The organism is Methylobacterium phyllostachyos, assembly GCF_900103445.1.
GTDB classification, from domain to species: Bacteria; Pseudomonadota; Alphaproteobacteria; order Rhizobiales; family Beijerinckiaceae; genus Methylobacterium; species Methylobacterium phyllostachyos.
Genome location: NZ_FNHS01000014.1, coordinates 48,947 through 73,645, shown reverse-complemented (window position 1 = coordinate 73,645; position 24,699 = coordinate 48,947). Strand labels below are relative to the sequence as shown.

General features: G+C 68.7%; 28 protein-coding genes. 15 read left to right on the top strand and 13 right to left on the bottom strand.

Annotated features, from left to right (window positions below):
• Positions 1–19: 19 nt before the first annotated feature.
• The gene (locus BLQ49_RS21490; protein WP_091719464.1) at positions 20–625 is read right to left on the bottom strand and encodes a hypothetical protein; all 606 of its coding nucleotides are present in this window, start codon (positions 623–625) and stop codon (positions 20–22) included.
• 144 nt (positions 626–769) lie between these two features.
• Here BLQ49_RS21490 and BLQ49_RS21485 point away from each other — a divergent pair, with 144 nt between their 5' ends.
• Positions 770–979: a hypothetical protein gene (locus BLQ49_RS21485; RefSeq protein WP_091719462.1), complete on the top strand. Its 210-nt coding sequence runs from the start codon at positions 770–772 to the stop codon at positions 977–979.
• Positions 980–1,111: 132 nt separating this feature from the next.
• Here BLQ49_RS21485 and BLQ49_RS21480 read toward each other — a convergent pair whose 3' ends face one another.
• Positions 1,112–1,975, bottom strand: a complete 864-nt coding sequence (locus tag BLQ49_RS21480; RefSeq protein WP_091719717.1) for a universal stress protein — start codon at positions 1,973–1,975, stop codon at positions 1,112–1,114.
• 25 nt (positions 1,976–2,000) lie between these two features.
• The gene (locus BLQ49_RS21475; protein WP_208859093.1) at positions 2,001–3,149 is read right to left on the bottom strand and encodes an acyltransferase family protein; all 1,149 of its coding nucleotides are present in this window, start codon (positions 3,147–3,149) and stop codon (positions 2,001–2,003) included.
• A 255-nt stretch (positions 3,150–3,404) separates the two neighbouring features.
• Between BLQ49_RS21475 and BLQ49_RS21470 the strand changes: the two genes are divergently transcribed.
• Entirely contained in the window at positions 3,405–4,109 is a 705-nt protein-coding gene (locus BLQ49_RS21470) for a DUF4142 domain-containing protein (RefSeq protein ID WP_091719714.1), read from the top strand.
• Positions 4,110–4,222: 113 nt separating this feature from the next.
• On the opposite strand, the gene BLQ49_RS21465 is transcribed toward BLQ49_RS21470, so the two are convergent.
• From BLQ49_RS21465 to BLQ49_RS21455, 3 genes are read right to left on the bottom strand one after another with little or no spacing between them, the layout of a single operon-like run.
• On the bottom strand, positions 4,223–4,888 hold the full coding sequence (locus tag BLQ49_RS21465; protein ID WP_091719460.1) for a carbonic anhydrase: 666 nt from the start codon (positions 4,886–4,888) through the stop codon (positions 4,223–4,225).
• 43 nt (positions 4,889–4,931) lie between these two features.
• A complete protein-coding gene (locus BLQ49_RS21460; RefSeq protein ID WP_091719458.1) occupies positions 4,932–5,447 on the bottom strand; it encodes an NUDIX hydrolase in 516 nt (171 codons plus the stop codon).
• Between the two features lie 47 nt (positions 5,448–5,494).
• Complete coding sequence (locus tag BLQ49_RS21455) at positions 5,495–6,280, bottom strand: DUF429 domain-containing protein (protein WP_091719456.1); 786 nt, start codon at positions 6,278–6,280, stop codon at positions 5,495–5,497.
• A 102-nt stretch (positions 6,281–6,382) separates the two neighbouring features.
• On the opposite strand from BLQ49_RS21455, the gene BLQ49_RS21450 reads away from it, so the two are divergent.
• From BLQ49_RS21450 to rfbH, 8 genes are all read left to right on the top strand, one after another.
• Positions 6,383–7,264: an HpcH/HpaI aldolase/citrate lyase family protein gene (locus tag BLQ49_RS21450; RefSeq protein WP_091719711.1), complete on the top strand. Its 882-nt coding sequence runs from the start codon at positions 6,383–6,385 to the stop codon at positions 7,262–7,264.
• Positions 7,261–7,731: a dUTP diphosphatase gene (dut, locus tag BLQ49_RS21445; protein WP_091719454.1), complete on the top strand. Its 471-nt coding sequence runs from the start codon at positions 7,261–7,263 to the stop codon at positions 7,729–7,731. The genes BLQ49_RS21450 and dut overlap by 4 nt, the downstream gene beginning before the upstream one ends.
• Before the next feature lie 347 nt (positions 7,732–8,078).
• The gene (locus BLQ49_RS21440; RefSeq protein ID WP_167627754.1) at positions 8,079–9,020 is read left to right on the top strand and encodes a glycosyltransferase family 2 protein; all 942 of its coding nucleotides are present in this window, start codon (positions 8,079–8,081) and stop codon (positions 9,018–9,020) included.
• A 72-nt stretch (positions 9,021–9,092) separates the two neighbouring features.
• Complete coding sequence (gene rfbG / locus BLQ49_RS21435) at positions 9,093–10,193, top strand: CDP-glucose 4,6-dehydratase (RefSeq protein ID WP_091719450.1); 1,101 nt, start codon at positions 9,093–9,095, stop codon at positions 10,191–10,193.
• Between the two features lie 52 nt (positions 10,194–10,245).
• The gene (rfbF, locus tag BLQ49_RS21430) at positions 10,246–11,016 is read left to right on the top strand and encodes a glucose-1-phosphate cytidylyltransferase (RefSeq protein ID WP_091719448.1); all 771 of its coding nucleotides are present in this window, start codon (positions 10,246–10,248) and stop codon (positions 11,014–11,016) included.
• The gene (locus tag BLQ49_RS21425) at positions 11,001–11,912 is read left to right on the top strand and encodes an NAD-dependent epimerase/dehydratase family protein (protein WP_167627753.1); all 912 of its coding nucleotides are present in this window, start codon (positions 11,001–11,003) and stop codon (positions 11,910–11,912) included. The genes rfbF and BLQ49_RS21425 overlap by 16 nt, the downstream gene beginning before the upstream one ends.
• The gene (locus BLQ49_RS21420) at positions 11,912–12,451 is read left to right on the top strand and encodes a dTDP-4-dehydrorhamnose 3,5-epimerase family protein (RefSeq protein WP_091719444.1); all 540 of its coding nucleotides are present in this window, start codon (positions 11,912–11,914) and stop codon (positions 12,449–12,451) included. The genes BLQ49_RS21425 and BLQ49_RS21420 overlap by 1 nt, the downstream gene beginning before the upstream one ends.
• A gap of 147 nt (positions 12,452–12,598) precedes the next feature.
• The gene (gene rfbH, locus BLQ49_RS21415; RefSeq protein WP_091719441.1) at positions 12,599–13,921 is read left to right on the top strand and encodes a lipopolysaccharide biosynthesis protein RfbH; all 1,323 of its coding nucleotides are present in this window, start codon (positions 12,599–12,601) and stop codon (positions 13,919–13,921) included.
• Positions 13,922–14,244: 323 nt separating this feature from the next.
• Here rfbH and BLQ49_RS21410 read toward each other — a convergent pair whose 3' ends face one another.
• Positions 14,245–15,120 (bottom strand): ATP-binding protein, encoded by an 876-nt coding sequence (locus BLQ49_RS21410; protein WP_091719439.1) that lies wholly within the window; start codon positions 15,118–15,120, stop codon positions 14,245–14,247.
• Positions 15,121–15,280: 160 nt separating this feature from the next.
• On the opposite strand from BLQ49_RS21410, the gene BLQ49_RS21405 reads away from it, so the two are divergent.
• The 5 genes from BLQ49_RS21405 to BLQ49_RS21385 all read left to right on the top strand — a co-directional run bounded on the left by BLQ49_RS21405 (position 15,281) and on the right by BLQ49_RS21385 (position 19,018).
• A complete protein-coding gene (locus tag BLQ49_RS21405) occupies positions 15,281–15,724 on the top strand; it encodes an OsmC family protein (protein ID WP_091719437.1) in 444 nt (147 codons plus the stop codon).
• A 77-nt stretch (positions 15,725–15,801) separates the two neighbouring features.
• Positions 15,802–16,164: a YybH family protein gene (locus BLQ49_RS21400; RefSeq protein ID WP_091719435.1), complete on the top strand. Its 363-nt coding sequence runs from the start codon at positions 15,802–15,804 to the stop codon at positions 16,162–16,164.
• Between the two features lie 84 nt (positions 16,165–16,248).
• Positions 16,249–17,595, top strand: coding sequence for a serine--tRNA ligase (gene serS, locus BLQ49_RS21395; RefSeq protein WP_091719433.1), 1,347 nt, complete (start codon positions 16,249–16,251; stop codon positions 17,593–17,595).
• A complete protein-coding gene (gene surE / locus BLQ49_RS21390) occupies positions 17,595–18,359 on the top strand; it encodes a 5'/3'-nucleotidase SurE (RefSeq protein WP_091719431.1) in 765 nt (254 codons plus the stop codon). Before serS ends, surE begins: the two co-directional genes overlap by 1 nt.
• 62 nt (positions 18,360–18,421) lie before the next feature.
• Positions 18,422–19,018, top strand: coding sequence for a protein-L-isoaspartate O-methyltransferase family protein (locus tag BLQ49_RS21385; RefSeq protein WP_091719708.1), 597 nt, complete (start codon positions 18,422–18,424; stop codon positions 19,016–19,018).
• Between the two features lie 149 nt (positions 19,019–19,167).
• Here the strand turns inward: BLQ49_RS21385 and BLQ49_RS21380 are convergent, their stop codons facing one another.
• The 6 genes from BLQ49_RS21380 to BLQ49_RS21355 form a co-directional block, all read right to left on the bottom strand.
• Positions 19,168–20,046, bottom strand: coding sequence for a phytoene/squalene synthase family protein (locus BLQ49_RS21380; protein ID WP_091719429.1), 879 nt, complete (start codon positions 20,044–20,046; stop codon positions 19,168–19,170).
• Entirely contained in the window at positions 20,046–20,444 is a 399-nt protein-coding gene (locus tag BLQ49_RS21375) for an Mth938-like domain-containing protein (protein ID WP_091719427.1), read from the bottom strand. The genes BLQ49_RS21380 and BLQ49_RS21375 overlap by 1 nt, the downstream gene beginning before the upstream one ends.
• Before the next feature lie 13 nt (positions 20,445–20,457).
• A complete protein-coding gene (gene secF / locus BLQ49_RS21370) occupies positions 20,458–21,399 on the bottom strand; it encodes a protein translocase subunit SecF (protein WP_091719425.1) in 942 nt (313 codons plus the stop codon).
• A gap of 234 nt (positions 21,400–21,633) precedes the next feature.
• Complete coding sequence (gene secD / locus BLQ49_RS21365; protein ID WP_091719423.1) at positions 21,634–23,238, bottom strand: protein translocase subunit SecD; 1,605 nt, start codon at positions 23,236–23,238, stop codon at positions 21,634–21,636.
• A 57-nt stretch (positions 23,239–23,295) separates the two neighbouring features.
• Positions 23,296–23,628, bottom strand: a complete 333-nt coding sequence (gene yajC, locus BLQ49_RS21360; RefSeq protein ID WP_091719421.1) for a preprotein translocase subunit YajC — start codon at positions 23,626–23,628, stop codon at positions 23,296–23,298.
• A gap of 132 nt (positions 23,629–23,760) precedes the next feature.
• On the bottom strand, positions 23,761–24,642 hold the full coding sequence (locus BLQ49_RS21355; RefSeq protein WP_091719419.1) for an alpha/beta fold hydrolase: 882 nt from the start codon (positions 24,640–24,642) through the stop codon (positions 23,761–23,763).
• Between the last annotated feature and the right edge of the window lie 57 nt (positions 24,643–24,699).

Sequence of the window (24,699 nt, the reverse complement as noted above, 5' to 3'; positions counted from 1 at the left end):
CGCAGACTGCGCCGAAGCGTCAGAGACCCGGGACGGCGCCCTGCCGGCCCACCGCGATCGTCGCTGCCGTGAGGGCGCCGTCCGCATCCGAGCGGGCGAAGATCGTGACGGCGGCGCCGGGCTGGAGCTGTGCCCGTTCGCCGGGTGAGAATTGCGTCACCGGCGTATTGCCGGGAATCTCGAAGGCGGATTGCCCGCCCCCGTATGACAGAGCGAGCTTCAGGGGCGAGCCGCGGCGCAGGTCGGAGACCCAGCCGGCCGTCAGCGTCGCGCCCTGCGCCGTATCCCAGGGCTGGTTCCCCGCCTCGAAGCCGCGTTCGGAGGGCGCGTACAGCGTCACCGCCGTGGCGCGCCGCGGCTCCACCCCCGCGGCACCGAGCACGCTGACGTAGCTCTCGGGCTTGATCGCCCGCAGGTCCGACTCGTTCACCGCGTAGATCCGGGTTCTCGGATCCATCCGCACGGCGAGGGTGCTGCCGCTCGGCCGGCGGATTTCGAGACGGTCCGCCTCGGCCCGCGCGACCGTCCCCCGGAATCGGGCCATCATGGGCTCAGCCCGCACGGCGGTGACCGAAGCCACCGTCAGCAGGGCGGCGAGGAGGCTGCGCTTGACAGGACGCGTCACGGGGATCCTTGCGGGTCGGGGCGGGCGGGAGCCGAACGTTGCAGTGCTGCGGCGGTTCCTGAATCGACCGATTATCCGCGCACGGGCGATGCGCTTGCGCACCGACAATGGAGTGCAAGACTTGTGCGATCGTGGAGGTGAGTCATGGCCGAGCCATCGAACGATCCCATTGCGCCGGTCGCGATCGAGCACAGCATCGACGAAATCTGGCTCGAAGGCCGATTGCAGCAGTCTTATAATTTCTTCGACTATCACTTCGAACAGGAGGGCGCCTATTGCCGCGCCAGATCCTATGCCGACGCGATGGACAAAGTCGTCGTCCGCGGTCCGTTCGCAACGCGCCGTGAGCTCTAGGTGGTCGAGAATGCCGCCTTCGAGCGCGCCGTTCACGCGTACCTGAAACGGCGTTACCGAACGGTCGAGGGACAGTGATCGGTCAGTCCCGGCCACAGCCGCGATGGCTGCGGCCGGCCACTGCTCGGCCGGTCAATGCGCCATCAGCACGGGCATGTCGGCATAGGCCAGCACGTGGCTGGTGACGCCGCCAAAAATCATCTGGCGCAGGCGGCTCTGGGTGTAGGCGCCCTTGATCAGCAGGTCGCAGCCGAAGGCCTTGGCCTCGGCGAGAAACGTCTCGCCGGGCGCGCGGCGCCCCGCCGGAAGGGCTCGGTGGGCGGCGTCCACCCCCTCGCACGCCAGGGCCTGGGCGAGGTCCTGGGCGCTCGGGCCCGGCACCATCCCGCCCTCGACGCTCAGCACCAGCACCCGCTGCGCCCTGCGCAGGAACGGCATGGCGAAGGCGACCGCCCGGGCGGTCTCGGTCGAGCCGTTCCAGGCGATCAGGATCGCATCGCCGAGGGTCGCGGGCGCCGTCGGCGGTGCGAGCAGGATCGGGCGGCCGCTCTCGAACAGGGCGGTCTCGAAGGTGGTCATGCGCGGGGCGTTGTCGGTGGTGCCCGGGCGGCCGACCACCGTGGCGGAGAACAGCCGGGCGTATTGGCCCAGGAACGCGTCGCCGGTCGGCACGTCCTGCCGCCAGCGGTAGCGCGGCCCAGCCTCCGGCACCCGCTCCGGTATGCAGAGCCCGTCGCGGGCGTGGCGGGGAATGCCGGCCGCGTCCATGAAGGCGACGAAGCGGCCGCCCGCCTCCTCGGCCTCGGCCCGGTCGGCCTCCTCGTCCCGCAGCCACGTCATGCCGCCGACCATGTCGACGGGGACGTATTCGGCGAGCGCCGGGCGCAGCGATACGCCTTCGATCAGGCTGCCGAAGCGCGTCGCGGCGAGCCGCGTCGTCTCGAACACGGAGGGCAGGGCGTCATGCATCGCGATGGGTACGAGCAGCGTCTTCATGGCTTCGTCCTCCTCGGGGGCGAGGCTAATCCGGCCGACGCCCATGGGGAACCGGGTCCGCTCCGCAGGGCACACGGTTTTGCGCGGGTATTGGGTCGAGGAGCCGCCGCACCCGCCGGGTCAGCGGCGTCTCGACGTATCGGTGGACGAGCAGGGCGGCCGTGATGCTCGCCGCCAGCATCAGGATCATGCCGCCATAGGGGTGCAGCGCCGGCGCCGCGCCGAGCCGCAGCAAGACCTCGCGCATGAGGCGCAGGGCGAAGGGGTGCACGAGGTAGAGGGCGTAGGAGGCATCCCCGAGGATCACGAGCGCCCGCGTCGGGACCGGTAGACGCGCGACCTGCGCCGCATCGCGCCCCGGCCCGAGGGCAGAGGCCACGAGCAGGGCCGCCGGCACGCCGACGAGGAGCGGACGCAGGATACCGTCGGCCTCGCCAAGGTCTGCGAGAAGGTAGGCTGCCAGGATCAGGCCGAGGAGGCCGAATACCGCGAGGCCGGCCCGCAGCGGCGCGGCGAGCCGGGTGCCGCCGCGATAGGCGAGGGCGAGCCCGGCCCCGGCGGCGAATTCGAGCACGATTGGGTTCGCCCAGAAGCGCAGCGGCACGGGCAGGTCCGGCCAAACGGCCCCAGCGGCGACGAGGAGACCCAGCACGGCGATGAGCGAGGCCGCCGCGCCGCGCCGCCCGAAACCGAGCCCGGCGGTGAAGAGGGCATAGAAGAAGGCCTCGTAGTTCAGAGTCCAGCCCAGCCCGTAGAGCGGCTGGACGACGCCGTCAGGCCGGGCGGCCGGCCAGAACAGGAAGCCCGCCACGAGGGCCGTGGGATCATGGACCAGGGCGGCGGCCTCCCCGAGCAGATCGGGACGCGCCAGGGCAAGGGCGAGATAGGCGAGACTCACCAGCCAATAGAGCGGCACCACCCGGGCGATCCGATGGGCCAGGAACCGGGCCCGGCCGCCCGGCACCCCGTACAGGCGCCCGCTCGCCAGGACGATGACGAGGCCGGAGATCACGAAGAACAGATCGACGCCGCCCCACCAGGGCAAGAGCATGCCCGGATCAAGGGCGGGGCCGCCGCTCCGTTGCGCAAGAAGATCCGCCTCATGCCGCGCATGGTGCCAAACCACCATCAAGGCAGCGAGACCGCGCAGGATCTGGATCGGGACGAGGATCATCCGGCGCTCAGAGGTCCGTGACGCGGCGTCCCGCGCATCGCCACTGGGATTACCGATCGACTGGTTTTGGGCCTGCGGGCACAGCCGCACGGGGGCGGAACCTTATCCACGAGGCCGGTCCAAAGCGAAAACGGCAGGAACCATAAGTCGATACCTCCGTTGACGAATCAATCCGCGAGCGCGGAGCGTGAGGTCTCCGATCTCCGCCACACATCCTGTGACCGCTCGCGCGCCCATCTCGAAACGAGGTTCCTGATGCTGAAGAATTACGCCGCTGCCTCCGCGCTGGTCCTGGCGCTGTCGACCCCGGCCCTGGCGCAGAGCGCCAACGATTTCCGCATGCAATCGATGCAGGCGAATGCGTTCGAGATCCAGTCCTCGCAGATCGCCCTGTCGAAGTCGCGCAATCCGCGCGTCCGGTCCTACGCCCAGGAGGTGATCCGCGATCACCGCGCCGCCAACGTTGCGCTGGCCGGCGGACAGCCCGGCGCGATGGCGGGCGGCGATCCGGGCCTCGGCGGCCTGATCACGGCCCCGATCGCGGTGGCGGGCAGCGCCGTGGGTGCTGGCGTCGGTGCGGCGACCGGCGTGGTTGGCGGGACGCTTTCGGGCGGCCCGGTCGGCGGCCTCCAGGGCGCGGGTGCCGGTGCGGCGAACGGCGCTGCGGCCGGCGGCCGCCTCGGCGGCGGTGACATGATGGCGACGGGTGCTTCCACGATCGTACAGCCGAGCCCGCAGCAGCAGGCAATGCTGGCCGAGCTCTCGGCGACCCCGGCCGGCGCGCGCTTCGATCGCGTGTACGCGAACCAGCAGATCCAGGCTCATCAGATGGCCATCTCGATGACCCAGGCCTACGCCCAGGGTGGCCCGAACCCGGCCCTTCGGAACTACGCCCAGCAGGCCCTGCCGGCGCTGGAGATGCACTACAACCAGGCCCAGCGCCTGCCGGGTGCCATGTAAGATCCACGAAAAGGCCCGGCTTCGGCCGGGCCTTCAGGACAGGCGGCCCGTGCAAGCGGGCCGCCTTTTTTGTTTGCGTATGTCCGGCGCAGTTTCCTGCGCCGGACTCGGCCTCAATCACACGCGATCGCGGCGGCGGACCGCACCGGCAGGCCGGCCGTATCGAGCGGCGCCTTGAACGCCCCGGTCTCCGGGTCGCGCACGACGAGGGACCCGCTGGCGACGCCGAAATGCGCGCCGTGGAGCTGGAGCCGGCCATCCTCGACCCGCTCCTTCACGAACGGGAAGGTCATCAGGTTCTCGAGGCCCTGCGCCACCACCGCGTATTCGAGGCGCGTCAGATAATTGGGCGCCTCGGGATCGCCGGCCTTCGCAACCGCAGGCTCCACCAGAGAGACCCACTTGCCGATGAAGTTGCCCTCGGAGAGCGGCTTGGCCTTCTGGGCATAGGCCTTCACGCCGCCGCAGGTGGCGTGGCCGAGCACGACGATATGCTTCACCTCCAGGGCCTGAACGGCGAACTCGAGCGCCGCCGAGGTGCCATGGTAGTTCTCGTCCGGCTGATAGGGGGGCACGAGATTGGCGACGTTGCGGATCGTGAACAGCTCGCCCGGCCCGGCATCGAAGATCGCGCTGGGGGAGACGCGGCTGTCGCAGCAGCTGATGATCAGAATCTCCGGCTGCTGCGACTGGGCCAGCTGCGCGAAGCGTCGACGCTCTGCCGGAAAGCGCTGCTCAAGGAACGAGCGGTAGCCTTCGGTCAAATAGACAGGAAACATCAAGTCACCTCCGGTTGTATTATTCGCCGCGATACGGCCGAGATCAGGACCTTTGCCATCTCAGAACGCGGGGCTCGTCCGGGATAATCCCACGGGCGAGATCGGCCGCAAGATCGGCCAGCCCGGCCGGCTCGACACGGTCTCCGCTCGCACGCAATTCGGCGATCGGCCACCAGCGGGTGCCGAGCACGGGATTGTCCTCGGTCTCGGCGAGGCGGCTGGTGTCGACCCGATCGTCGGGCAGGCGGACGAGGAAGTAGCGCTCGCGGGCATCCCGGCTTTGGCGGAACAGGTGGAACGGGCCGTCGCAGGCGGCGACCTGCGGGCCGATCGTCACGTCGGCGCGGCCGATCTCCTCACCGAGTTCCCGGCGGCAGGCGGTGACGTGGTCTTCGCCGGGCTCCAGGCCGCCGCCCGGCATGAACCAGAACCGCAGCGGCGTCCCGTCCGGCCCCGTCGCGTGAACGGAGGCATAGGCGATCAGCAGGATCCGGTCCTGCGGGTCGAGCACGATGGCCCGGGCGATATGGCGAATCGGGGGAGCTGTCTCTGAGGTCATCACACGAAAGCTAGGGCATCTGGCCGCCTGACAACGTGCAGTGCGTCTCAAAGAGCGACCGCGCCCGTGGAATCGATGTCTCCGATGCCGGCAGCCGGCTCCGGCTCGGCCGGAGCCCAGATCACTACCGGCAGCCCGTAAGCGTCCCGCTCGGGCACAGCCGGCATCGGCACGGCACGGCCGGCCAGGATGTCGCGCGCCACCAGCAGCGCGGCGAGCGCGTCGAGATGATCATCCGCCGGGATGCCCTTCGCGCGGGCGTCGATCAGCGCTTCCGGGAGCCCGGCCGCCGCGAGAAGTCTGCGCCGCAGGTCGAGCCCCTCCCGGGCCCGGGGTCCCTTTTTCGGCAGGCCGAGGGGCCGGCCTCCGTTGAGGGCGTGGAAGGCCACCTCCGGGTGAACCTCGTGGATCCGGTCGCACAGTTCCGGCCGCGCCCGCAGCAGCGTGTCCACGGCCCGGACGTAGCGGAAGATGTTGTAGCCCTGGATCGAGGGCGCAAAGGGCGGGTCGCTGGCGGCCCGGGAGGCGGCCTTGGCGGCGTCGTAGTCGTCCGCGTAGATCGCGGCCCGCGGCGGCATCGGGAAGACCGACGACCGGGCCGGGCCGAGCTTGGCGCGCGCCGCCAGATCGGCCGCCCGCCCGCCGCCGACGATCCGGTCGGGCAGGCCGATCGGCACGTCGATCCCGATTACGAGGGGCTGCTCCGGCGCGTCGAGGAGCGCTTCGACATCCGGGAAGAGGGCGCAGCGGTGCCGCTCGGGATCGTCGAGGTCGAGCAGGGCCCCCGCCCAGGCGCCCCGGCACCCGTCGAGCCCCGCGATCCACCGCGCCATGGCGATCCTCCCCATGCGGAACCCGACCCGCGCTGCGTTCTTGTCCGGGCTGGCGTGGACCGCTATCGCATCGCGCCGACGCACCGAATCGGGAGCCGCGTGATGACTGAGATCCGTCCCCGTCGCAGCGTCCTGGCGATGCCCGGCTCCAACGCGCGAGCTCTGGAAAAGGCGCGGACGCTGCCCGCCGACGTGATCCTGATCGATCTGGAGGACGGGACCGCCCCGGAGGCCAAGGAAGCGGCCCGCGCGCAGGTCGCCGCCGCGGTGGCCGCCCGGGGTTTCGGGGCGCGCGAAGTCGTGGTTCGGATCAACCCACCCGAGACCGAGGAGGGTGAGGCCGACCTCGTGGCGCTCGCGCCGGCGGCCCCGGACGCCATCCTGGTGCCGAAGGTCCGCACCTCCGACACGCTGATCGCCGTCGGATCCCGCCTGCGCCGGCTCGGGGCGCCGCTGGCGACCCGGGTCTGGGCGATGATCGAGACGCCGATGGCGGTGGTCAACGCCGCCGAGATCGCCGGGGCGGCCCGGGATGTCGACGGGCGGCTCGCCGCGCTGGTGATCGGCCCGAACGACCTCCTGAAGGCGGCCCGGATCCCGCCGCCGGGGCGCGCCGCCCTCGTTCCCTGGCTGATGACGGTGCTGGCCGCCGCCCGGGCCTACGAAATCGAGGCGATCGACGGCGTCTTCACCGACCTGACCGACGCCTCCGGCTTCGCGGCCGAGTGCGCGCAGGGCCGCGACCTCGGCTTCGACGGCAAGATGCTGATCCATCCGAGCCAGATCGGCCCGGCTAACGCCGCCTTCGGGCCGAGCGCCGTGGCGGTCGAGCAGGCCCGACGGCTGATGGATGTTTTCGAGGCGCCGGAGAATCGCGACCGCGGGGTCGTCGCGCTCGACGGCAAGATGGTCGAGCGTCTCCACGTCGAGGCGGCCCGCCGGACGCTCGCGATGGCCGAGGCGATCGCGCGGCTTTCCGCGTGAGCGACCTGCCGGAGGTCGGCCTGCGGCTGCTCGACCCGCGGCTCACCGGCTGGGGCTTCCCGCGCTGGGGCTCGTCCGCCGCCGCGGGGCTCGACCTGCATGCCTGCCTGGACGCGCCGCTGCTTCTGCCGCCACAGGGCAAGCCGGCGCTGATCCCGGCGGGGTTCAGCGTGTTGATCCGCGATCCCGCCTGGTGCGGCCTGATCTTCCCGCGGTCCGGCCGCGGACACCGGGACGGCCTGATCCTCGGCAACGGCACCGGCGTGATCGACGCGGATTACGAAGGCCCCCTCCTGATCTCGGCCTGGAATCGCGATGCGTCGGAGGCCGTTCGGATCGAACCGGGCGAGCGGATCGCGCAATTGGTCTTCACCCGCATCGCCCGGCCCACCCTGACCGTCCTGAAAGATGAAGCCGGGGGTGGCTCGGGCCGCGGGTCGGGCGGGTTCGGTTCGAGCGGTCTGTGAGTCGGCGATCCGGCGTCGGCGCTGCGGCCGGGAAATCCCGAGCGGGACGTGGCGGGATCCCACGCCACGCGGACCGCAGGTGTGATCGTCAGCCGTTCGCAACGTTGTGTTTTCAGGTCGAGCCGGACGGTCCTGGCTGAGCATGCCGGTGTCGCCCGCGGTATTCACTGGCAGCCGGTGGCCGCAGCAGCATCGCGGAAGCTGGCCGACGGCACCGGTGGCCGCGACAATTTCCTTTGACGTATGCGGCTCACCGCTCCAACGTCATGACCAGGCAGCACCGAGGTCAGTCCGTCTTTTGTTCCGTCAGGCCAAGCTGGCCTTTCCAGACAAGAACAGGTTTATCGATGTCACCGCCATTGGTTTCAATTGTAGTTCCGACTTTGAATCGTCTTGAACTTCTCGTTCAAACACTGCGATCAATAACACTTCAAGACTACGGCAATCTGGAATTGATTGTCAGCAACAACGCCAGCAAGGATGGAACGTTCAATTTTCTGTCCCAGCTTCAGAACGATCGGTTTCAGGTCATCAATCGGCCCTTTACGATCCCTATGGAGGCAAACGTCAACGACGCGGTCAAGCGCGCGCGCGGAAAATATCTGCTGCTTCTAAGCGATGATGACCTGATTTCGGGCAGCTACATCTCGACGATGGTGCAAGCATTCGAAACCGACGATACAATCCAGGCCGGGCTTGGACTCAGAGTCCTCATAGACGGTGAGAGCAGGATCGTACATCAAGCCGATCCCTTGTCGTCCGCGGCGATGTCCGAGCCGGCCGAGCCATGGCTGATCCGTTATTTCGCGAGTCCGGTCGCGCACAATCAGATCAACACGGTTTTTTCGACGTTCTACCGGCGAACGGAATGGTTGCGCTTCGAGCAGCCGACACTCTCCGCATCCTATTTTTCCGATACGATTCCGTTCGTAGGCGTCAACTCACCCAAGTCCAAGATATTCTATGCTCCGGAGGCGGTCTTCCTGTATCGAATTCATCAGAAGCAGGAGAGCACGCAGGCGACGTCAGTCGAAAGTCAGACTTATCTGGGCCTGTTCCAATTCTTCGAGCACCTTAGACCAATCCTTGGAGATTTTTCGAGATCAGAACACTTCAAGAGAGCAATCACTCAATACATGATCATGATGTTTCGCGGTGCCTGCGGGCGTTTCCTGATCAAAGAGAACATCGATCCGTCGGCCCTGCAAACCTTTTTTTATGAATTTCTCGATCAAACACGCAGCCCGGCCGACGTTCATGTCGGCATGCTGCACGGGAATGAGATATGAACCGGCCCGCTGCTTCGACCGACGCGTGAGCGGGATGATCGACCGCTCTTCAGCCCGACCGGATGACCTGGCATGACGCTCGAACGATATCGCGGCACGCGCGTCCTCGTCACGGGTCATACGGGATTCAAGGGAGCGTGGCTCGTCGCTTGGCTGCTCGACCAAGGCGCGGACGTCATGGGGCTGGCTCTGGCGCCGCCGGATGACAGACCAAACCTGTTCCGTGATCTCGGGCTGGCCGAGCGAATTCAATCGCGCGTCGCCGATATCCGTGAGGCCGAGGCTGTGTCGACCGCAATCGAGGCGTTCCAACCACAGATCATCTTTCACCTCGCTGCCCAGGCCCTCGTTCGGCAGTCCTACGCCGCCCCCCTCGAAACCTTCGCGATCAACGTCATGGGCACCGCCCATGTGCTCGAGGCGGCCCGCAAAGCCACCTCGGTGGTGGCGGTTGTCTGCGTCACCTCGGACAAGTGCTACGAGAATCGCGAGTGGGTCTGGGGCTATCGTGAGACGGATCCGCTGGGCGGCAAGGATCCCTACAGCGCGAGCAAGGCAGCGGCCGAGATCATCGCCGGCAGCTATCGGCAGGCCCTGGTCGAAGGATCGCACCTGCGCCTCGCGACGGCGCGCGGCGGCAACGTGATCGGTGGTGGTGACTGGTCCGACGATCGCATCGTCCCCGATCTGGTCCGCGCGATCCAGGCCCGTTCACCGCTCGTGTTGCGCCACCCGGCAGCGGTCAGGCCTTGGCAGCATGTGCTCGAACTCCTGCACGGCTACCTTCTGCTCGGGGAACGCCTCCTCGCCGCCGACGATGCGGCCGTCGGTGCCTGGAATTTCGGGCCGGCCCGGGCCAACGAGATTCCGGTGCGGCAGCTGATCGACCAGGCCCTCGCGCGCTGGGGCGGAGACCCGATCGCGGTCCGCGTCGAGGCGTCGCCTCTGAGCGAGGCCGGCATCCTCAAGCTGGATGCGGCCAAGGCGGAGGCCGGCTTGGGCTGGCGGCCCCTGCTGAGCTTGGCGGACACGGTGCGCCTGACGATGGATTGGTATCGCGGCTATCACGAGCGCCCGGCCTCTGCGCGGGCGCTCGTGGAGGCACAGATCGCCGACTACCGTCGCCTCGCCGGGACTGACAGCCATGCACGCAACGACGAGGCTCTAGCATGACTTCCCGTCAGCGCACGATCCGGCCCGGGCTCGAATCTCCCAGGAGCGGCCTATGAAGGCCGTCATTCTCGCCGGCGGCCTGGGCACGCGCCTGTCCGAGGAGACCGCCACGCGGCCGAAGCCGATGGTCGAGATCGGTGGCCGCCCGATGCTGTGGCACATCATGAAGGGCTACAGCCGGCACGGCATCAATGATTTCGTGATCTGCCTCGGGTACAAGGGTTACGTCATCAAGGAGTATTTTTCGAACTACTTCCTGCACATGAGCGATGTCACGCTGAAGATCGCCGAGAACCGCATGGAGATCCACCGCAAGACGGCCGAGCCCTGGACGGTCACGCTGGTGGATACGGGCGAGCACAGCATGACCGGCGGTCGCCTGAAGCGCATTCGCCACCACCTCGAGGATGAGGAGTTCTTCGCGTTCACCTATGGGGACGGCGTCAGCGACATCGATTTCACCGCGCAAATCGACTTCCACCGCGCCCACGGCAAGCGCGCGACGGTGACGGCCGTGAGACCGGATAAGCGCTTCGGCTACCTGTCCCTCGACGGCACTCAGGTCACCGCCTTCGAGGAGAAGCCCGACAACGAAGGCGGGTGGATCAACGGAGGCTTCTTCCTGCTCGCGCCGTCGGTCATCGACACGATCGCGGGCGACGAGACAATCTGGGAGCGCGAACCCCTCGAAAGCTTGGCGCAGGCCGGTGAATTGCAGGCCTTCGTTCATGACGGCTTCTGGCAGGCGATGGACACCCTGCGAGACAAGATGAATCTCGAGGCGCTCTGGGCGTCGGGACGCGCGCCGTGGAAGACGTGGTAGACTTATCCCGGTCGTCCGGACGCCTGCTCATCACCGGCGCGACCGGCTTCGTCGGCGGTCGCCTGGCGCGTGGGTTCGCGGATGCGGGCTTCTCTGTCGGAGCCCTGCTACGGGCGGGGTCGTCGGCCGATTGTCTCGATCCGCGCGCGACGATCCTGCGCCACGACGGCTCGACCAGCGATCTCCATGGGCTGGTGCGGGCTTTCGCTCCCGACGCCGTGATCCATGCCGCGACTCACTTTGTCGGCGTACACGGACCGGAACACGTCGCCCCCCTGATCGAAAGCAACCTGTTATTCGGCACGCAGCTTCTGGACGCGATGGCGCGGTGCGGTGTCAGGGCCCTCGTGAATTTCGGGACGATCTGGCAACATTTCGAGAGCGACGACTACAAGCCGGCGACGCTTTACGCCGCGACCAAGCAGGCTTTCGAAGACATCGCCGCCTATTATGCCGAAGCCGAAGGCGTCTCGATCCTGACGCTGAAGCTTCCGGATACCTATGGGCCGGAGGATCGCCGCGGAAAGCTCATATCGGCCCTGCTTCAAGCCCGGACGGAAGGGCGGCAACTCGCGCTTTCCCCGGGTGAGCAGCGGATCAACCTGTTGCATGTCGACGACGTCCTGTCCGGCGTGCGGGTCGCGCTGGACAGGCTGCGCGGTGCCCCTGCCGGGACGCACGCGTCTTTTGCCCTGCGCGGACCCGAGACCCTGACGCTGCGCGAGCTGGTGACACGGATCGAGCGTCTCGGCGCGCGTCCAGTGCCGGTACTCTGGGGGGCGCGGCCTTACCGGGCGCGGGAAGTGATGCGCCCCTGGGAGGGGCCGCTTCTGCCCGGCTGGTCCGCTGGCGTGAGCCTGGATCGCGGCTTGAGCGAACTCATCGAGACACCCTGATGTTCGATAGCCAGCCGAGCGATATGCCAGGGGTTTTCTCCCTCCGTGCGCCGGGCGGCCAGGATCCGCGCGGCAGCTTTCACAAGTTGATGCATGCGCCGAGCCTGACCGGGTCGGGGCTGCGAACCGATTTTTCGGAGATCTACAGTTCAACATCGAGGCGGGACGTCATCCGCGGCATGCATTTCCAGATGCCGCCGCACCAGCACGCCAAGCTTGTCTGGTGCCTGACCGGCACCGTGACCGACGTCGTCCTCGATCTGCGCCGGGACTCGCCCAGCTACAAGCGTGCGGTCGCCTTCGAACTTGACGGCGGCACGCCGACGGGGGTCTACATCCCGGAGGGTTGCGCCCACGGATTTGCCGTACGCTCCGACGAGGCGACGCTGCTCTACCTCGTAACGTCGGTTCACGCCCCCGAGGCCGATGCGGGTATCGCCTATGACAGCTTCGGGTTCGACTGGCAGATCGCGGACCCGATCCTGTCGCAGCGGGACCGCACCCACCCGCGCCTCGACGACTTCGAAACCCCCTTCTGAACGATATCGGCATCGCCCGCGAGGGTCGGCGGCCGATGACCGCGCACGGCAGACCGATCGCCTTCCTCGATTGCGAACATGTGGCCCTCCGCCGATCCAGCAGGGAAGCGCTGGATACCAGCGACCGGACGAGAGCGTTTTACCCCCATGACCGACACCCTGCGCGCCGAAATCCTGAGCCTCGCGCGGACGCATTTCGAGGCCCGCGGGACGCCGGCTTTCGTGCCCGGTGAAACCTACATCCCACCCTCCGGGAAGGTGATGGACGCCGAGGATTGCGCCCATCTGATCGACGCGTCCCTCGACATGTGGCTGACGGCCGGTCGCTACGCCGACCGGTTCGAGCGGGAGCTCGCGGCCGTTTTCGGCCGGCGCCATGCCCGGCTGACGGTCTCGGGCTCGGCCGCGAATCTCCTGGCCTTCGCGGCGCTGACCTCGCCGAAGCACGGCGATCGCCGTCTTCGGCCCGGGGACGAGGTGATCACCGTCGCGGCGGGTTTCCCCACCACGGTCGCGCCGATCGTCCAGCACGGCTGCATACCCGTCTTCGTCGATGTCGATGTCGAGACGCACAACGTCAACGTCGACCTGCTGGAAGCGGCGGTGACACCCAAGACCCGCGCCGTCATGATCGCGCACTCGCTCGGCAACCCGTTCGATGTGGTTCGGGTCGCCGAGATCTGCCGCCGGCACGGTCTCTGGCTGGTCGAGGATTGCTGCGACGCGTTCGGTGCCCGCATCGGAGGGCAGGGCGTCGGCACCTTCGGCGAGATCGCGACCCTGAGCTTCTACCCGGCCCACCACATCACCACCGGCGAGGGCGGGGCTGTCCTGATGGAGCGCGGATCGCTCGCCAAGATCGCGGAGTCGTTCCGGGACTGGGGCCGGGATTGTTATTGCAAGCCGGGAACCGACAACACCTGCGGCAACCGCTTCGGCTGGACCCTCGGCGAACTGCCGCGCGGCTATGATCACAAATATACGTATTCGCATATCGGCTACAATTTGAAGGTCAGCGATATGCAGGCGGCTCTGGGTGTTAGCCAGCTGACCAAGCTCGACCACTTCGTGGCCCGGCGGCGGGAAAATTTCGCCGGTCTCGAACGACGCCTGAGAGAACGGGCGCTCGACCAGATCTTTCATTTGCCTAAAGCGACCCCCGGTTCCGAGCCGAGCTGGTTCGGCTATCTCCTCACGGTGCGGGAGGGGGCCGGCGTCGATCGGAACGCGCTCGTTGCGCGCCTGGAGCAGAGGCGTGTCGGGACTCGTTTGCTGTTCGCAGGAAACCTCACACGGCAGCCCGCCTTCCGGGACGTGACCTACCGTACCCACGGTGAATTACTGAATACCGACAAGATCATGCGTGATAGCTTCTGGATCGGGGTCTGGCCCGGCCTCACGGAGCCCATGCTCGACTACATGGCGGACATGCTTCAGGCGGTGGCGGAAGAATTGCGCGCCGGCGGATAGCCGGATTTGGCGGCGCTGGGCCGGCCGCCGGGTCGGTCTCGGCGTCCATCCGGTCGCGCCGACAACAGCTGCCGCCGGTTGAGTGCGCCCTCGGTTCCACCATTCGCCCGGGCCGTCATCGATCAAGCGTCCCCGGGCCGCGGGGGGCCGGGATCGCGGCGGCGATGCGGGGCGGAACGGCCTGCGCGACGCCACGGCCCCGGGCGACAAACCCGGCAGGCTGCGGGCGCGCGAGCAACGTCGCTGACAGCCATCCTTGGGCTGCCGCCCCGGTCATCGGGCGACAAGGGACGATCTGGCTGTCGGCCCTATCGGATTGACGATCAATCCAGCGTCTTGCCGAGCCGCCCCGCCAGATCCTGGATGAACTGGAACGCGGTGCGGCCCGAGCGGGAGCCGCGGGTGGTGGCCCATTCGAGGGCTTCGGCCCGCAGCGTCTCGGGCGGCACGTCGAGGCCGTAACGCTCCGTATAGGCGCGGATCATCGCCAGATACTCGTCCTGGCTGCACTTGTGGAAGCCGAGCCACAGGCCGAACCGGTCCGAGAGCGAGACCTTCTCCTCGACCGCCTCGCCGGGGTTGATCGCGGTCGAGCGCTCGTTCTCCATCATGTCGCGGGCGAGGAGATGGCGGCGGTTGGAGGTCGCGTAGAACAGGACGTTCCCGGGCCGCCCCTCGATGCCACCGTCGAGGGCGGTCTTGAGCGACTTGTAGGAGGTGTCGTCGGCGTCGAACGAGAGGTCGTCACAGTAGACGAGCCAGCGGTGCGGATCCGGCCGCAGCAGGGCCATCAGGTCGGGCAGGGCCTCGATGTCCTCGCGGTGGATCTCCACGAGCTTCATCGGCAGCGATCCGGCGGGCCGGCGGGCGTTGATCTCCGCGTGGGCCGCCTTGACGAGGGACGACTTGCCCATGCCACGGGCGCCCCACAGCAGGGCGTTGTTGGCCGGCAGTCCGCGGGCGAAGCGCTCGGTGTTCTCCACCAGGGTGTCGCGGGCCCGGTCGATCCCGGTGAGCAGCCTCATCTCCACGCGGGCCACCTCGGGCACCGGGGTGAGCCGGCGCTCGGGGCCCCACAGGAAGGCGTCGGCGGCGTTCGGATCGAAGGCCGGCGGGGCCGGGGGCGCGGCGCGCTCCAGCGCGGTGGCGATGCGCTCCAGGAGGGGCATCAGGGCGTCGAGGGTCGGGGCGCTCGTCATCGGCTCGGGGGGTTCGGGTTCGCGGCTGTGAGGGGCCGGTTCTACGGGGATCGTCGCGGGAAAGCACCCGGTTGCGGATGCATGGCGCAACCCACCGAACAGGCGCGCAGATCGGGCGTTGCATCCCGCAGGGGGCGAGACGCGCCGCCGGGGAGCAGAAATGGACGCGGGACCGACGATCCGGATCACCCAGGTTGCGGATTACGTCTTCACCGTCGATTTCGGCGCCGCGCTGCCGGAACTCGTCACCGACGAGGCGCCCCCAATCGGTGGCGGAACGGGGCCGTTCCCCGAGCAGATCCTGATCTCGGGCGTCGCGAACTGCCTCTGCGCCAGCCTGGTCTTCGCCCTCGGAAAGTTCCGGCAGGACGCGCGGGGCGTCGGCGCCGAGGCGCAATGCCGGGTGGAGCGCAACGCCGAGGGGCGCCTGCGCATCACCGGGATCGACGTGCGGATCGGCCTGGGCGCGGCCGCCGCCGAGATGCCGCGGATCGACCGGGTGCTGGAGCAGTTCGAGCGGTTCTGCACCGTCTCGGAGAGTGTGAAGGCCGGGATCCCGGTCTCCGTCTCGGTGACGGATGGGGACGGAACCCGCCTGAAATGAGCCCACCCGCGGAAAGATCCGCCGCCCGGGGCATTCCTGAAGGCGAACCGGTCGCGCGAACCGGACGAGGAGACGCCATGCCGGAAACCCGTGAGCCCGCCCGCACCCCCGAAGCGCTCGCCACCCTGTTCAATCAGCGCGCCAATGCGGGCGACGTCGAAGGCCTCGTCGCCCTATACGAGCCGGATGCCATTCTGGCGGCCGGCCGCGTGGTGGCCACCGGCCATACCGAGATCCGCAGCTTCTACACCGACCTGCTGGCGCGCAAATCCGACTTCCCGGCGCCTGAGACCCTGCCACCCCTGCGCAATGGGTCGCTCGCCATGACCTTCGCCCGGCTGCCCAAGGGCGCCTTCTCGGTGGAGGTCGCCCGGGAGCAGGCGGACAGGACGTGGCTCTGGGCGATCGACCAGCTCAAGCTCGCGCCGCCGAAGGACTGACCGGCGCGCGCTTGTCCCACCGGACGCGATGCGGCAAAGCGGAGCCCGCGCGCCGACGCCGCGCGAAAGACCCGAGCCGACTCGATGCACGACATCCGCGCCATCCGGGAGAACCCGGACGCCTTCGACCGCGATCTCCAACGCCGGGGCCTCGCGCCGCTCTCGGCCGAGTTGATCGCCCTGGACGAGGCGCGGAAATCGTCGGTCTCGGCCGCGCAGGCCAATCAGGAGCGGCGCAACGCGCTCGCCAAGGAGATCGGCGGCGCCAAGAAGGCCAAGGACGAGGACCGCGCCGCCGCCCTGATGGCGGAGGTCGCTGCGCTGAAGGCGGCCGAGCCGGAGCTGAAGGCCGCGCAGGACGCGGCCGACAAGGCTTTGTCCGACCGGCTCGCCGCGATCCCGAACCGGCCGAAAGCCGACGTGCCGGAGGGCGCGGACGAGCACGGCAACGTCGTCTATCGCAGCCACGCCTCGACCCGCGAGCGGCTGACCGAGGGCAAGGAGCATTTCGAACTCGGTGAGGCCACCAGCCTGATGGATTTCGAGGCGGCGGCCAAGCTGTCCGGATCGCGCTTCGTGGTGCTCAAGGGCCAGCTCGCCCGGCTGGAGCGGGCGCTCGGGCAATTCATGGTCGACCTGCACACGCAGGAGCACGGGTATCTGGAGGTGGCGCCGCCGGTTCTGGTGCGTGACGCCGCCATGTTCGGCACGGCGCAGCTGCCGAAGTTCGAGGACGACCAGTTCTCGGTCTTCAAAGGGCTGGACTACGTCAAGGCGCTGCAGGGGCAAGCGGGAGCGGAGTCGGCGCCAGTCAGCGACGAGCATTTCTGGCTCGTCCCCACCGCCGAGGTGCCGCTGACCAACCTCGTCCGCGAATCGATCCTCCGCGAGGAGGAACTTCCCCTGCGCTTCACCGCGCTCACCCCGTGCTTCCGGGCCGAGGCCGGGGCGGCGGGGCGGGACACCCGCGGCATGCTGCGCCAGCACCAATTCAACAAGGTCGAGCTGGTCTCGATCACGACGCCCGAAGAATCCGCGAACGAGCACGAGCGGATGCTCACCTGCGCGGAAGCCGTCCTGAAGAAGCTGGATCTGCCCTACCGGGTGATGACCCTGTGCACCGGCGACATGGGCTTCGCCTCCCAGAAAACCTACGACATCGAGGTCTGGGTGCCGGGGCAGCGCACCCACCGCGAGATTTCCTCGTGCTCGGTCTGCGGCGACTTCCAGGCGCGGCGGATGAACGCCCGCTACCGGGGCAAGGACGGCAAGCCGGCCTATGTCCACACCCTCAACGGCTCGGGCGTGGCGGTCGGCCGCGCGCTCATCGCCGTGATGGAAAATTATCAGAACCCGGATGGGAGCATCACGGTCCCGTCGGTGCTCCACCCCTACATGGGCGGGCTCAACCGGATCGAGGGCACCCGCTGATGCGCATCCTGGTCACCAACGACGACGGCATCCACGCGCCGGGCCTCGCAACCCTGGAAGAAATCGCCCGGGCCCTGTCGGACGACGTCTGGGTGGTGGCGCCGGAGAGCGATCAATCGGGCGTATCGCACTCGCTCTCGCTGAACGATCCGCTGCGGCTGCGGCAGGTCTCGGAGCAGCGCTTCGCCGTGAAGGGCACGCCGTCCGACTGCGTGATCCTGGGCGTGCGCCACATCCTGGGCGATCACGGGCCGGATCTCATCCTGTCGGGGGTCAACCGCGGCCAGAACGTCGCCGAGGACGTGACCTATTCCGGCACGATCGCGGCCGCCATGGAGGGGACGATCCTGGGCATCCGCTCCATCGCGTTGAGCCAGGCCTACGGTGCGGGCGGGCGCGGCGCCCTCAAGTGGGATTGCGCGCGGACGCACGGGCCGAAGGTGATCCAAAAGATCCTGGACACGGGCATCGAGCCCGGCATCCTGATCAACGTGAATTTCCCCGATTGCGAGCCGGCCGACGTTCAGGGCATCGCGGTGGCGGCGCAGGGCTTCCGCAATCAGGCGCTGCTGTCGATCGACGCGCGGGTCGACGGGCGCGGCAACCCGTATTTCTGGCTGGCCTTCGCCAAGGCCCGGTTCGAGCCGGGCCACGGCTCGGACCTCAAGGCCATCGCCGAGAAGCGGATTTCGGTGACGCCGCTCCGCCTCGATCTCACCGACGAACCGACCCTGACGCGTTTCGCGCAGGCGTTTGCCGAGTGATCGAACGGACGTCGATCGATCTGGGCAGCCTGGAGGCGGCGGCCGGGAACGCGGCCTTCGTGATGGCGCTCCGGGGCCGGGGCCTGCGGGACACCGCGGTGCTCCGGGCGATGGAGCAGGTGCCGCGGGAGGCCTTCGCGCCGCCGCAGTACCGGGAGCACGCCCGGTGCGACATCGCCCTGCCGCTGCCCTGCGGCGCCTCCATGACGGCGCCGTCCACGGTGGCGGTGATGCTGGCGCTGCTGCGCGTCGAGCCGGGCCAGCGCGTCCTGGAGATCGGCACCGGCTCGGGCTACGTCACGGCGCTGCTCGCCCGGCTTGGGGCGAGCGCGGTGTTGAGCCTGGAGCGCTCGGTCACGCTCGCCGTCGAGGCGACGCGGCGGCTCGCCGCGCTGCCGGAGGCGCATGTCGTCCGGGCGGACGGGTTGGCACCCGAGCTGCCGGATGGCGGCTTCGACCGGATCCTCGTCCACGGTAGCGTGGAGGCGATCCCGCCGCACTGGCGCGCCGCGCTCGAACCCAGCGGGCGACTGGTGACGGGCCTCAGCGGTGACGGGCTCTGCCGGGCCGCCGTGCTGGCGTCACCGGAGGCCGAAGCGGAGCCGGACGCGCCTGTGCGTCTCGCGGCGCTGGTACCGGGGCTGGCGCGGGTTCTCTGACAGCAAGCCGTGCTCAAGCCAACGGGCTTGACCGATCGCCAGCACCGTCATCGCGAGCGCAGCGAAGCGACCCGGGGATGCGCGACATCACGGGGAGGGCGCGCTGTCTGGATTGCTTCGCTGCGCTCGCAAAGACGGGACGGAGTCGCTCACCCCACCCGCCGCGCCGCCCGCCACAGGCGCCACAGGCGGCGCCAGCGCGGCATCTCGACAAGCGTGTTGAGCGAGTCGTAGCTCCCCCGCTCCATGGCGGCGAGGTAGGGCTCCACCAGGGCGACCGGCAGGAAGGCGGCGCCGGCCGAGGGTGCGATGGTCGGGCGTGCCGCCTCGAAGGCCTTCAGGTGCTGCCGGGCGAGGTCGCGCAGATCGGCGCAGGCGCGAAGCAGGCCCGGCCCGCCGCGGCCCGTGACGATATCCTCGCGGGTGACGCCGTAGCGACCGAGGATGTCGGCCGGCAGGTAGACCTGGCCCGAACGGGCGTGCCAGGGCAGGGCGCGCAGCAGACCAGTGATGCCGTAGGCAACGCCAGCGTGCCCCGCCGCCCCGGCGCCGCCCGGCTCCGTGCCGTTGCCGATCACGAGGCTCGCCAGCCGGAACAGCGCCGAGGCGGTCTCGCCGCAATAGCCCTCCAGATCGTTCACCCGGGGCATCGGATCCTCGTAGAGGTCGAAGACGCGGGCATCGATCAGGTCGACGAAGGGCTGGCGACTGAGGCGGTTCACCCGGATCGCCTCCTCCAGGGCGGCCGCAACCGGGTTGGCGCGGACATCGCCCCGCGCCTCGCCCTGCAAGGCATCGCGCCACCATTGCAGGCGGATCTCCCCGGCCATCGGGGCCGAGACGGCCTCGCGCACCCGCGCGATGGTCAACGAGAAGGCGTAGAGCGCGAAAAGATGCGGGCGGGCGGCGGGCGGGGCGAACAGGGCCGCGTAGTAGCGGTCCGGATCGCCGGCCCGCACCAGGTCCTCGCAGTGGGACTGGGCGAAGGCGAGCCCGGTCTCGGCCGACTTGCCCTCGACGTCTGGCATCAGGCCACCGCGATCAGGGCGGCGGCGACCTTGCGGTTCTCGGCCACCAGGATGTTGTAGGTGCGGGCCGCCGCGCCGGTCTGCATCACGTCGAGCCCGACGCCGAAATCCTTCAGCCAGCCGCGCAAGGCCGGGTCGATCGCCGCGATGTCGAGGCCGGTGCCCACCAGCAACAGCTCGATTCCCGCGGCCTCGGCCTGGACCGGGCGGAGCGCCGTCCGGTCGATCGCCCGAGGTTCCGTCACCTCCCAGGCGCGGACACCCGAGGGCAGCATCAGGATCGAGCCGCGATGCGACATCCCGGCGAAGCGGAAACCGCCATTGCCGTAGGTATCGATGATGTGGCGCCCCGGCACGAAGCCGGATTCAAAGGACTTTGGATTCGGCTGATCGGCCATCTCGGAAAAACGACTACTCCGCCGGTTGCGGGACGCCGGAGCGCTCCGAGGCCGCACGGGCGCCGGAGAGCATCAGACCCAAATAGATCAACACGGGAGTCGAGATGAAGATCGCCGAGTAGGTGCAGATCAGGACGCCGCAGAGCATCACGGTGGCGAAGCCCTTGATCGCCTCGCCGCCGAACAGGACCAGCGCCAGCAGCGACAGGGCGGACGAAATCGAGGTCATGACCGTGCGCGACATGGTCGAGTTGATCGACAGGTTGAGCAGGTCGACGGTCGGAATGGTCTTGTACCGGCGCATCAGCTCGCGGGTCCGGTCGAACACCACCACGGTCTCGTTCAGCGAGTAGCCGACGATGGTGAGGATCGCCGCGATCGAGGTCATGTTGAACTCGATCCGCGTGATGATGAACACGCCGACGGTCAGCACGATGTCGTGGAGCGTGCCCACGATGGCGCCCAGCGCCAGCTCCCGCTCGAACCGGAACCAGAGGTAGAGCAGCACCGCCACAACCGAGAGCACGACGCCAAGCGTGCCGGACTGGACCAGCTCACCGGAGACGCGGGGCCCCACGGTCTCGGTGCGGCGGAAGTCATAATCCGTGTCGAAGGCGGCGTGGGCCTTGTTCATCACCGCGGTCTGGCCCTGCTCGCCGGGCTGGAGCGGCAGGCGGACTAGAACGGTGCCCTGGTTGCCGAGTTCCTGCACCTCCGGCTCGCCGAAGCCGAAGCCCGCCGCCGTATGGCGGATCGCCGCGACATCCGCGGTGCCGGACTTCGCCTGCAGCTCGACCAGGGTCCCGCCCTTGAAGTCGATGCCGAAATTCAGGCCGATCGTCAGGAACAGCGCCACCGTGGCGAGCGACAGCACCGCCGAGAGCGGGAAGGTGAAGCGCCGGAATCGCATGAAGTCGAAATGCGATTCATCGGGCCAGAGGCGGAGCAGGCGCATGGTCGTGTCTCTTCTACAGGAGCCGCGACGCAAGAAACCGGGGCGCGGGTCCCCTCTCCCATTCGGGAGAGGGACAGGGTGAGGGTCGAGAACTTTGAGGATGAAGCGCGTCTCGTCGGCACACGCATCCCGAGCTCGATCCTGGGACTTCTCGTCCCTCACCCCAACCCTCTCCCGCACGGGAGAGGGGGTCCGTCGCGCCGCCCGCGCTTCCCGCGTCGACCCTCCAAAAAATCAGAACGGCAGGGCCTTCGGTCGGAAGGTCTTGTACCACACCGCGATCATCATACGGGTCAGCGTCACCGCCGTGATGACCGTGGTGAGGATGCCGAGGATGAAGACCACGGCGAACCCCTTCACCGGGCCCGAGCCGAGGAAGAACAGGATCAGGGCGGCGATCGCCATGGTCGAGTTCGAGTCGATGATGGTGGCAAACGCCCGGTCGAAGCCCGCCTGCAGCGCCGAGATCAGCGACCGGCCGGCCCTCTGCTCCTCGCGCATGCGCTCGTAGATCAGCACGTTGGAATCCACCGCGGTGCCGATGGTGAGCACGATGCCGGCGATGCCGGGGAGCGTCATGGTGGCCTCCAACACCGACATCAGGCCCAGGATCAGCCCCACGTGGACCATCAGGGCGATGTTGGCGATGAAGCCGAAGGTCCCGTAGGTCGCGAACATGAAGCAGACCACGAGGCCCGCCGCCACCAGGGTCGCGAGCTTGCCGGCCTCGATCGAGTCGCGGCCGAGGCCGGGGCCGACGACGCGGCGCTCGACCACGGTGAACTTGGCCGGCAGGGCGCCCGCCCGCAGCAGCACCGCGAGGTCGTTGGCCTGCTGCACCGTGAAGTTGCCGGTGATCTGGCCCGAGCCGCCGGTGATCGCCGAGCGGATCACGGGCGCCGACACCACCTCGTTGTCGAGCACGATCGCCATGCGCCGGCCGACATTCTCCGAGGTCGCCTGACCGAAGCGCTGCGCCCCGCGGAGGTTGAACTTGAAGCTCACCATCGGCTCGTGGGACTGCTGGTCGAAGGAGGGCTGCGCGTCGGTCAGCTCGCCGCCATCGGCCATGACCCGGCGCTCGACCGGCACCTTGGCGCCCTTCTCGTCCTTGGAGGGCAGCATGTCGACGTCGCCCGAGGGGCTGTCGGCGAGCATGCGGAATTCGAGCTTGGCGGTCGAGCCGAGGAGCTTCTCCAGGCGCTCCGGGTTCTGCTCGCCCGGCACCTGGATCAGGATCCGGTCGGCGCCCTGCTGCTGGATCGAGGGCTCGGTGGTGCCCGTGGAGTCGAGGCGGCGCCGGATGACCTCGATGCCCTGGCTGACGGCCCGCCGGGTCCGGTCGGTGATGCCGGCATCGGTCAGCGTCAGGCGGATGAGACCGCCGGGCTGCTCGGCCACGTCGAGGGTGCGGGCCGCGGTCTGGCCGAGGGACGTGGTGATCGGCTGCGACAGTTCCTGCAGCTTCGGCAGCACCTTGGCCCGGGCCGCGTCATCCGCGATCTTCACCTGAACGCCGCGCTGGAGCAGGCCGATGCCGCCGTCGGCCCGGACATTCTCCTGCTGGAGCACGCGGCGCACGTCGTCGCGCAGGGCCTTGGCCTGGGAGGCGATCAGCTCGTTCTGATCAACTTCGAGCAGGAGCTGCGAGCCGCCCTGAAGGTCGAGGCCGAGCACGATGGCGCGGGTCGGCACGATCCAGCTCGGGAACCAGGAGGGCAGGCTGGCGACGAAGCCCTTGCGCTGCTCAGGGGAGAAGAAGCTCGGCACGGCGAGCATCAGCCCCACCAGGATCAGACCCAGCGTCGCGATGATCTTCGCACGGGAGAAGCGCAGCATCGGCCGTCTTTTTCTCTTGTGGGCCGGCGCCTTACGCCGGCCGTTTCAACCAGGAGCTCAGGCGGCCTTGACGGTGCCCTTGGCGCGGACCTCGGAGATCATCGAGCGGACCACCCGCACGCGGACGTTCGGGGCGATCTCCACCTCGATCTCGGGCTGGTCGTCCGCCGCCTTGGTCACCCGGCCGACGAGGCCGCCATTGGTGACCACCGTGTCGTCCCGGCGCACGGATTTGAGCAACGTCTGGTGGTCCTTGACCCGCTTCTGCTGCGGCCGCAGGATCAGGAAGTACATGATCACGAAGATCAGGACGAACGGGATCACCTGAAAGGCGATCTCCGCTCCGCCAGCGGCCGTACCGGCCCCTTGCGCGAAGGCGGGGGTGATCAACGAGCGTCTCCTGCAAATGGCGATCGGGTCTGCCGCCGGTTTTCGGCGCTGGCAGACCTGTCGAAAAGCGCGCGGACTATAGCCAGGGGCTTCCCGAAAGCAACGTCGAAGCGCGCGCCGCCCGGATCGGCCTCACAGCAGGGCGCGCACCGCCGTCGCGAAGGCATCCGGCGCCTCCTGCGGGAAGTTGTGGCCCACCCCCGCGACGATCTCACGCCGATAGGGGCCGGTGAAGTGGCGCGCAGCCGTATCACTCGCGGGCGGCGGACCGACGCCGTCATCGGCGCCGAGCAGCACGATCGACGGCACCGCGATCGCCGGCTGTTCCGCCAGCCGCGCCTCGATCTCGAGATACGCCGGATCGCTCGGAACGAGGCCGAAGCGGTGGCGGTAGGAATGCACCACCACGTCGACGAAATCGGGATTGTCGAAGGATCCGGCTGTCTGCGCGAAGGTCCCGTCGTCGAAGCCCCAGCTCGGCGACCAGAGCTGCCAGAGCAGGCGGCAGAAGGCGTCGCGGTTGGCCTCCAGCCCGGCGCGGCCGCGCTCCCCGTGAAGATAGTATTGATACCAGAGCCGATGCTCGACCTCTGGTGCGGCGGGCCGCCCGGCGACCGGGATGTTCTGGATGTTGTAGCCGACGCCGCAGCTGACGAGCCCTTTCGCCCGCTCCGGCCAGAGGGCCGCGACCACGCAGGCCGCCCGCCCACCCCAATCGTAGCCGGCGAGCACGGCGCGCCCGATGCCGAGGGCGTCGAGGAAGGCCAGGAGGTCGGCGCCGAGCGCGGCCTGCTCGCCCGAGCGCGGGGTGGCGGCATCGAGGAACCGCGTCGGCCCGTAGCCGCGCAGGTACGGGATCAGGCAGCGCACCCCGGCGGCGGCGAGCCGCTCGGCCGCGACGTCGTAGGCATGGATATCGTAGGGAAAGCCGTGGAGCAGTACGGCGGGCGGTCCGTCCGGTGGCCCGGCTTCCCGGTAGGCAACCTCCAGCACACCGGCGCGCACGCTCTTCATGACGGCTCCCGCTCCATCGCGGGGCACAGCTTAAACGATCCGCCGTGGATTTGCCGC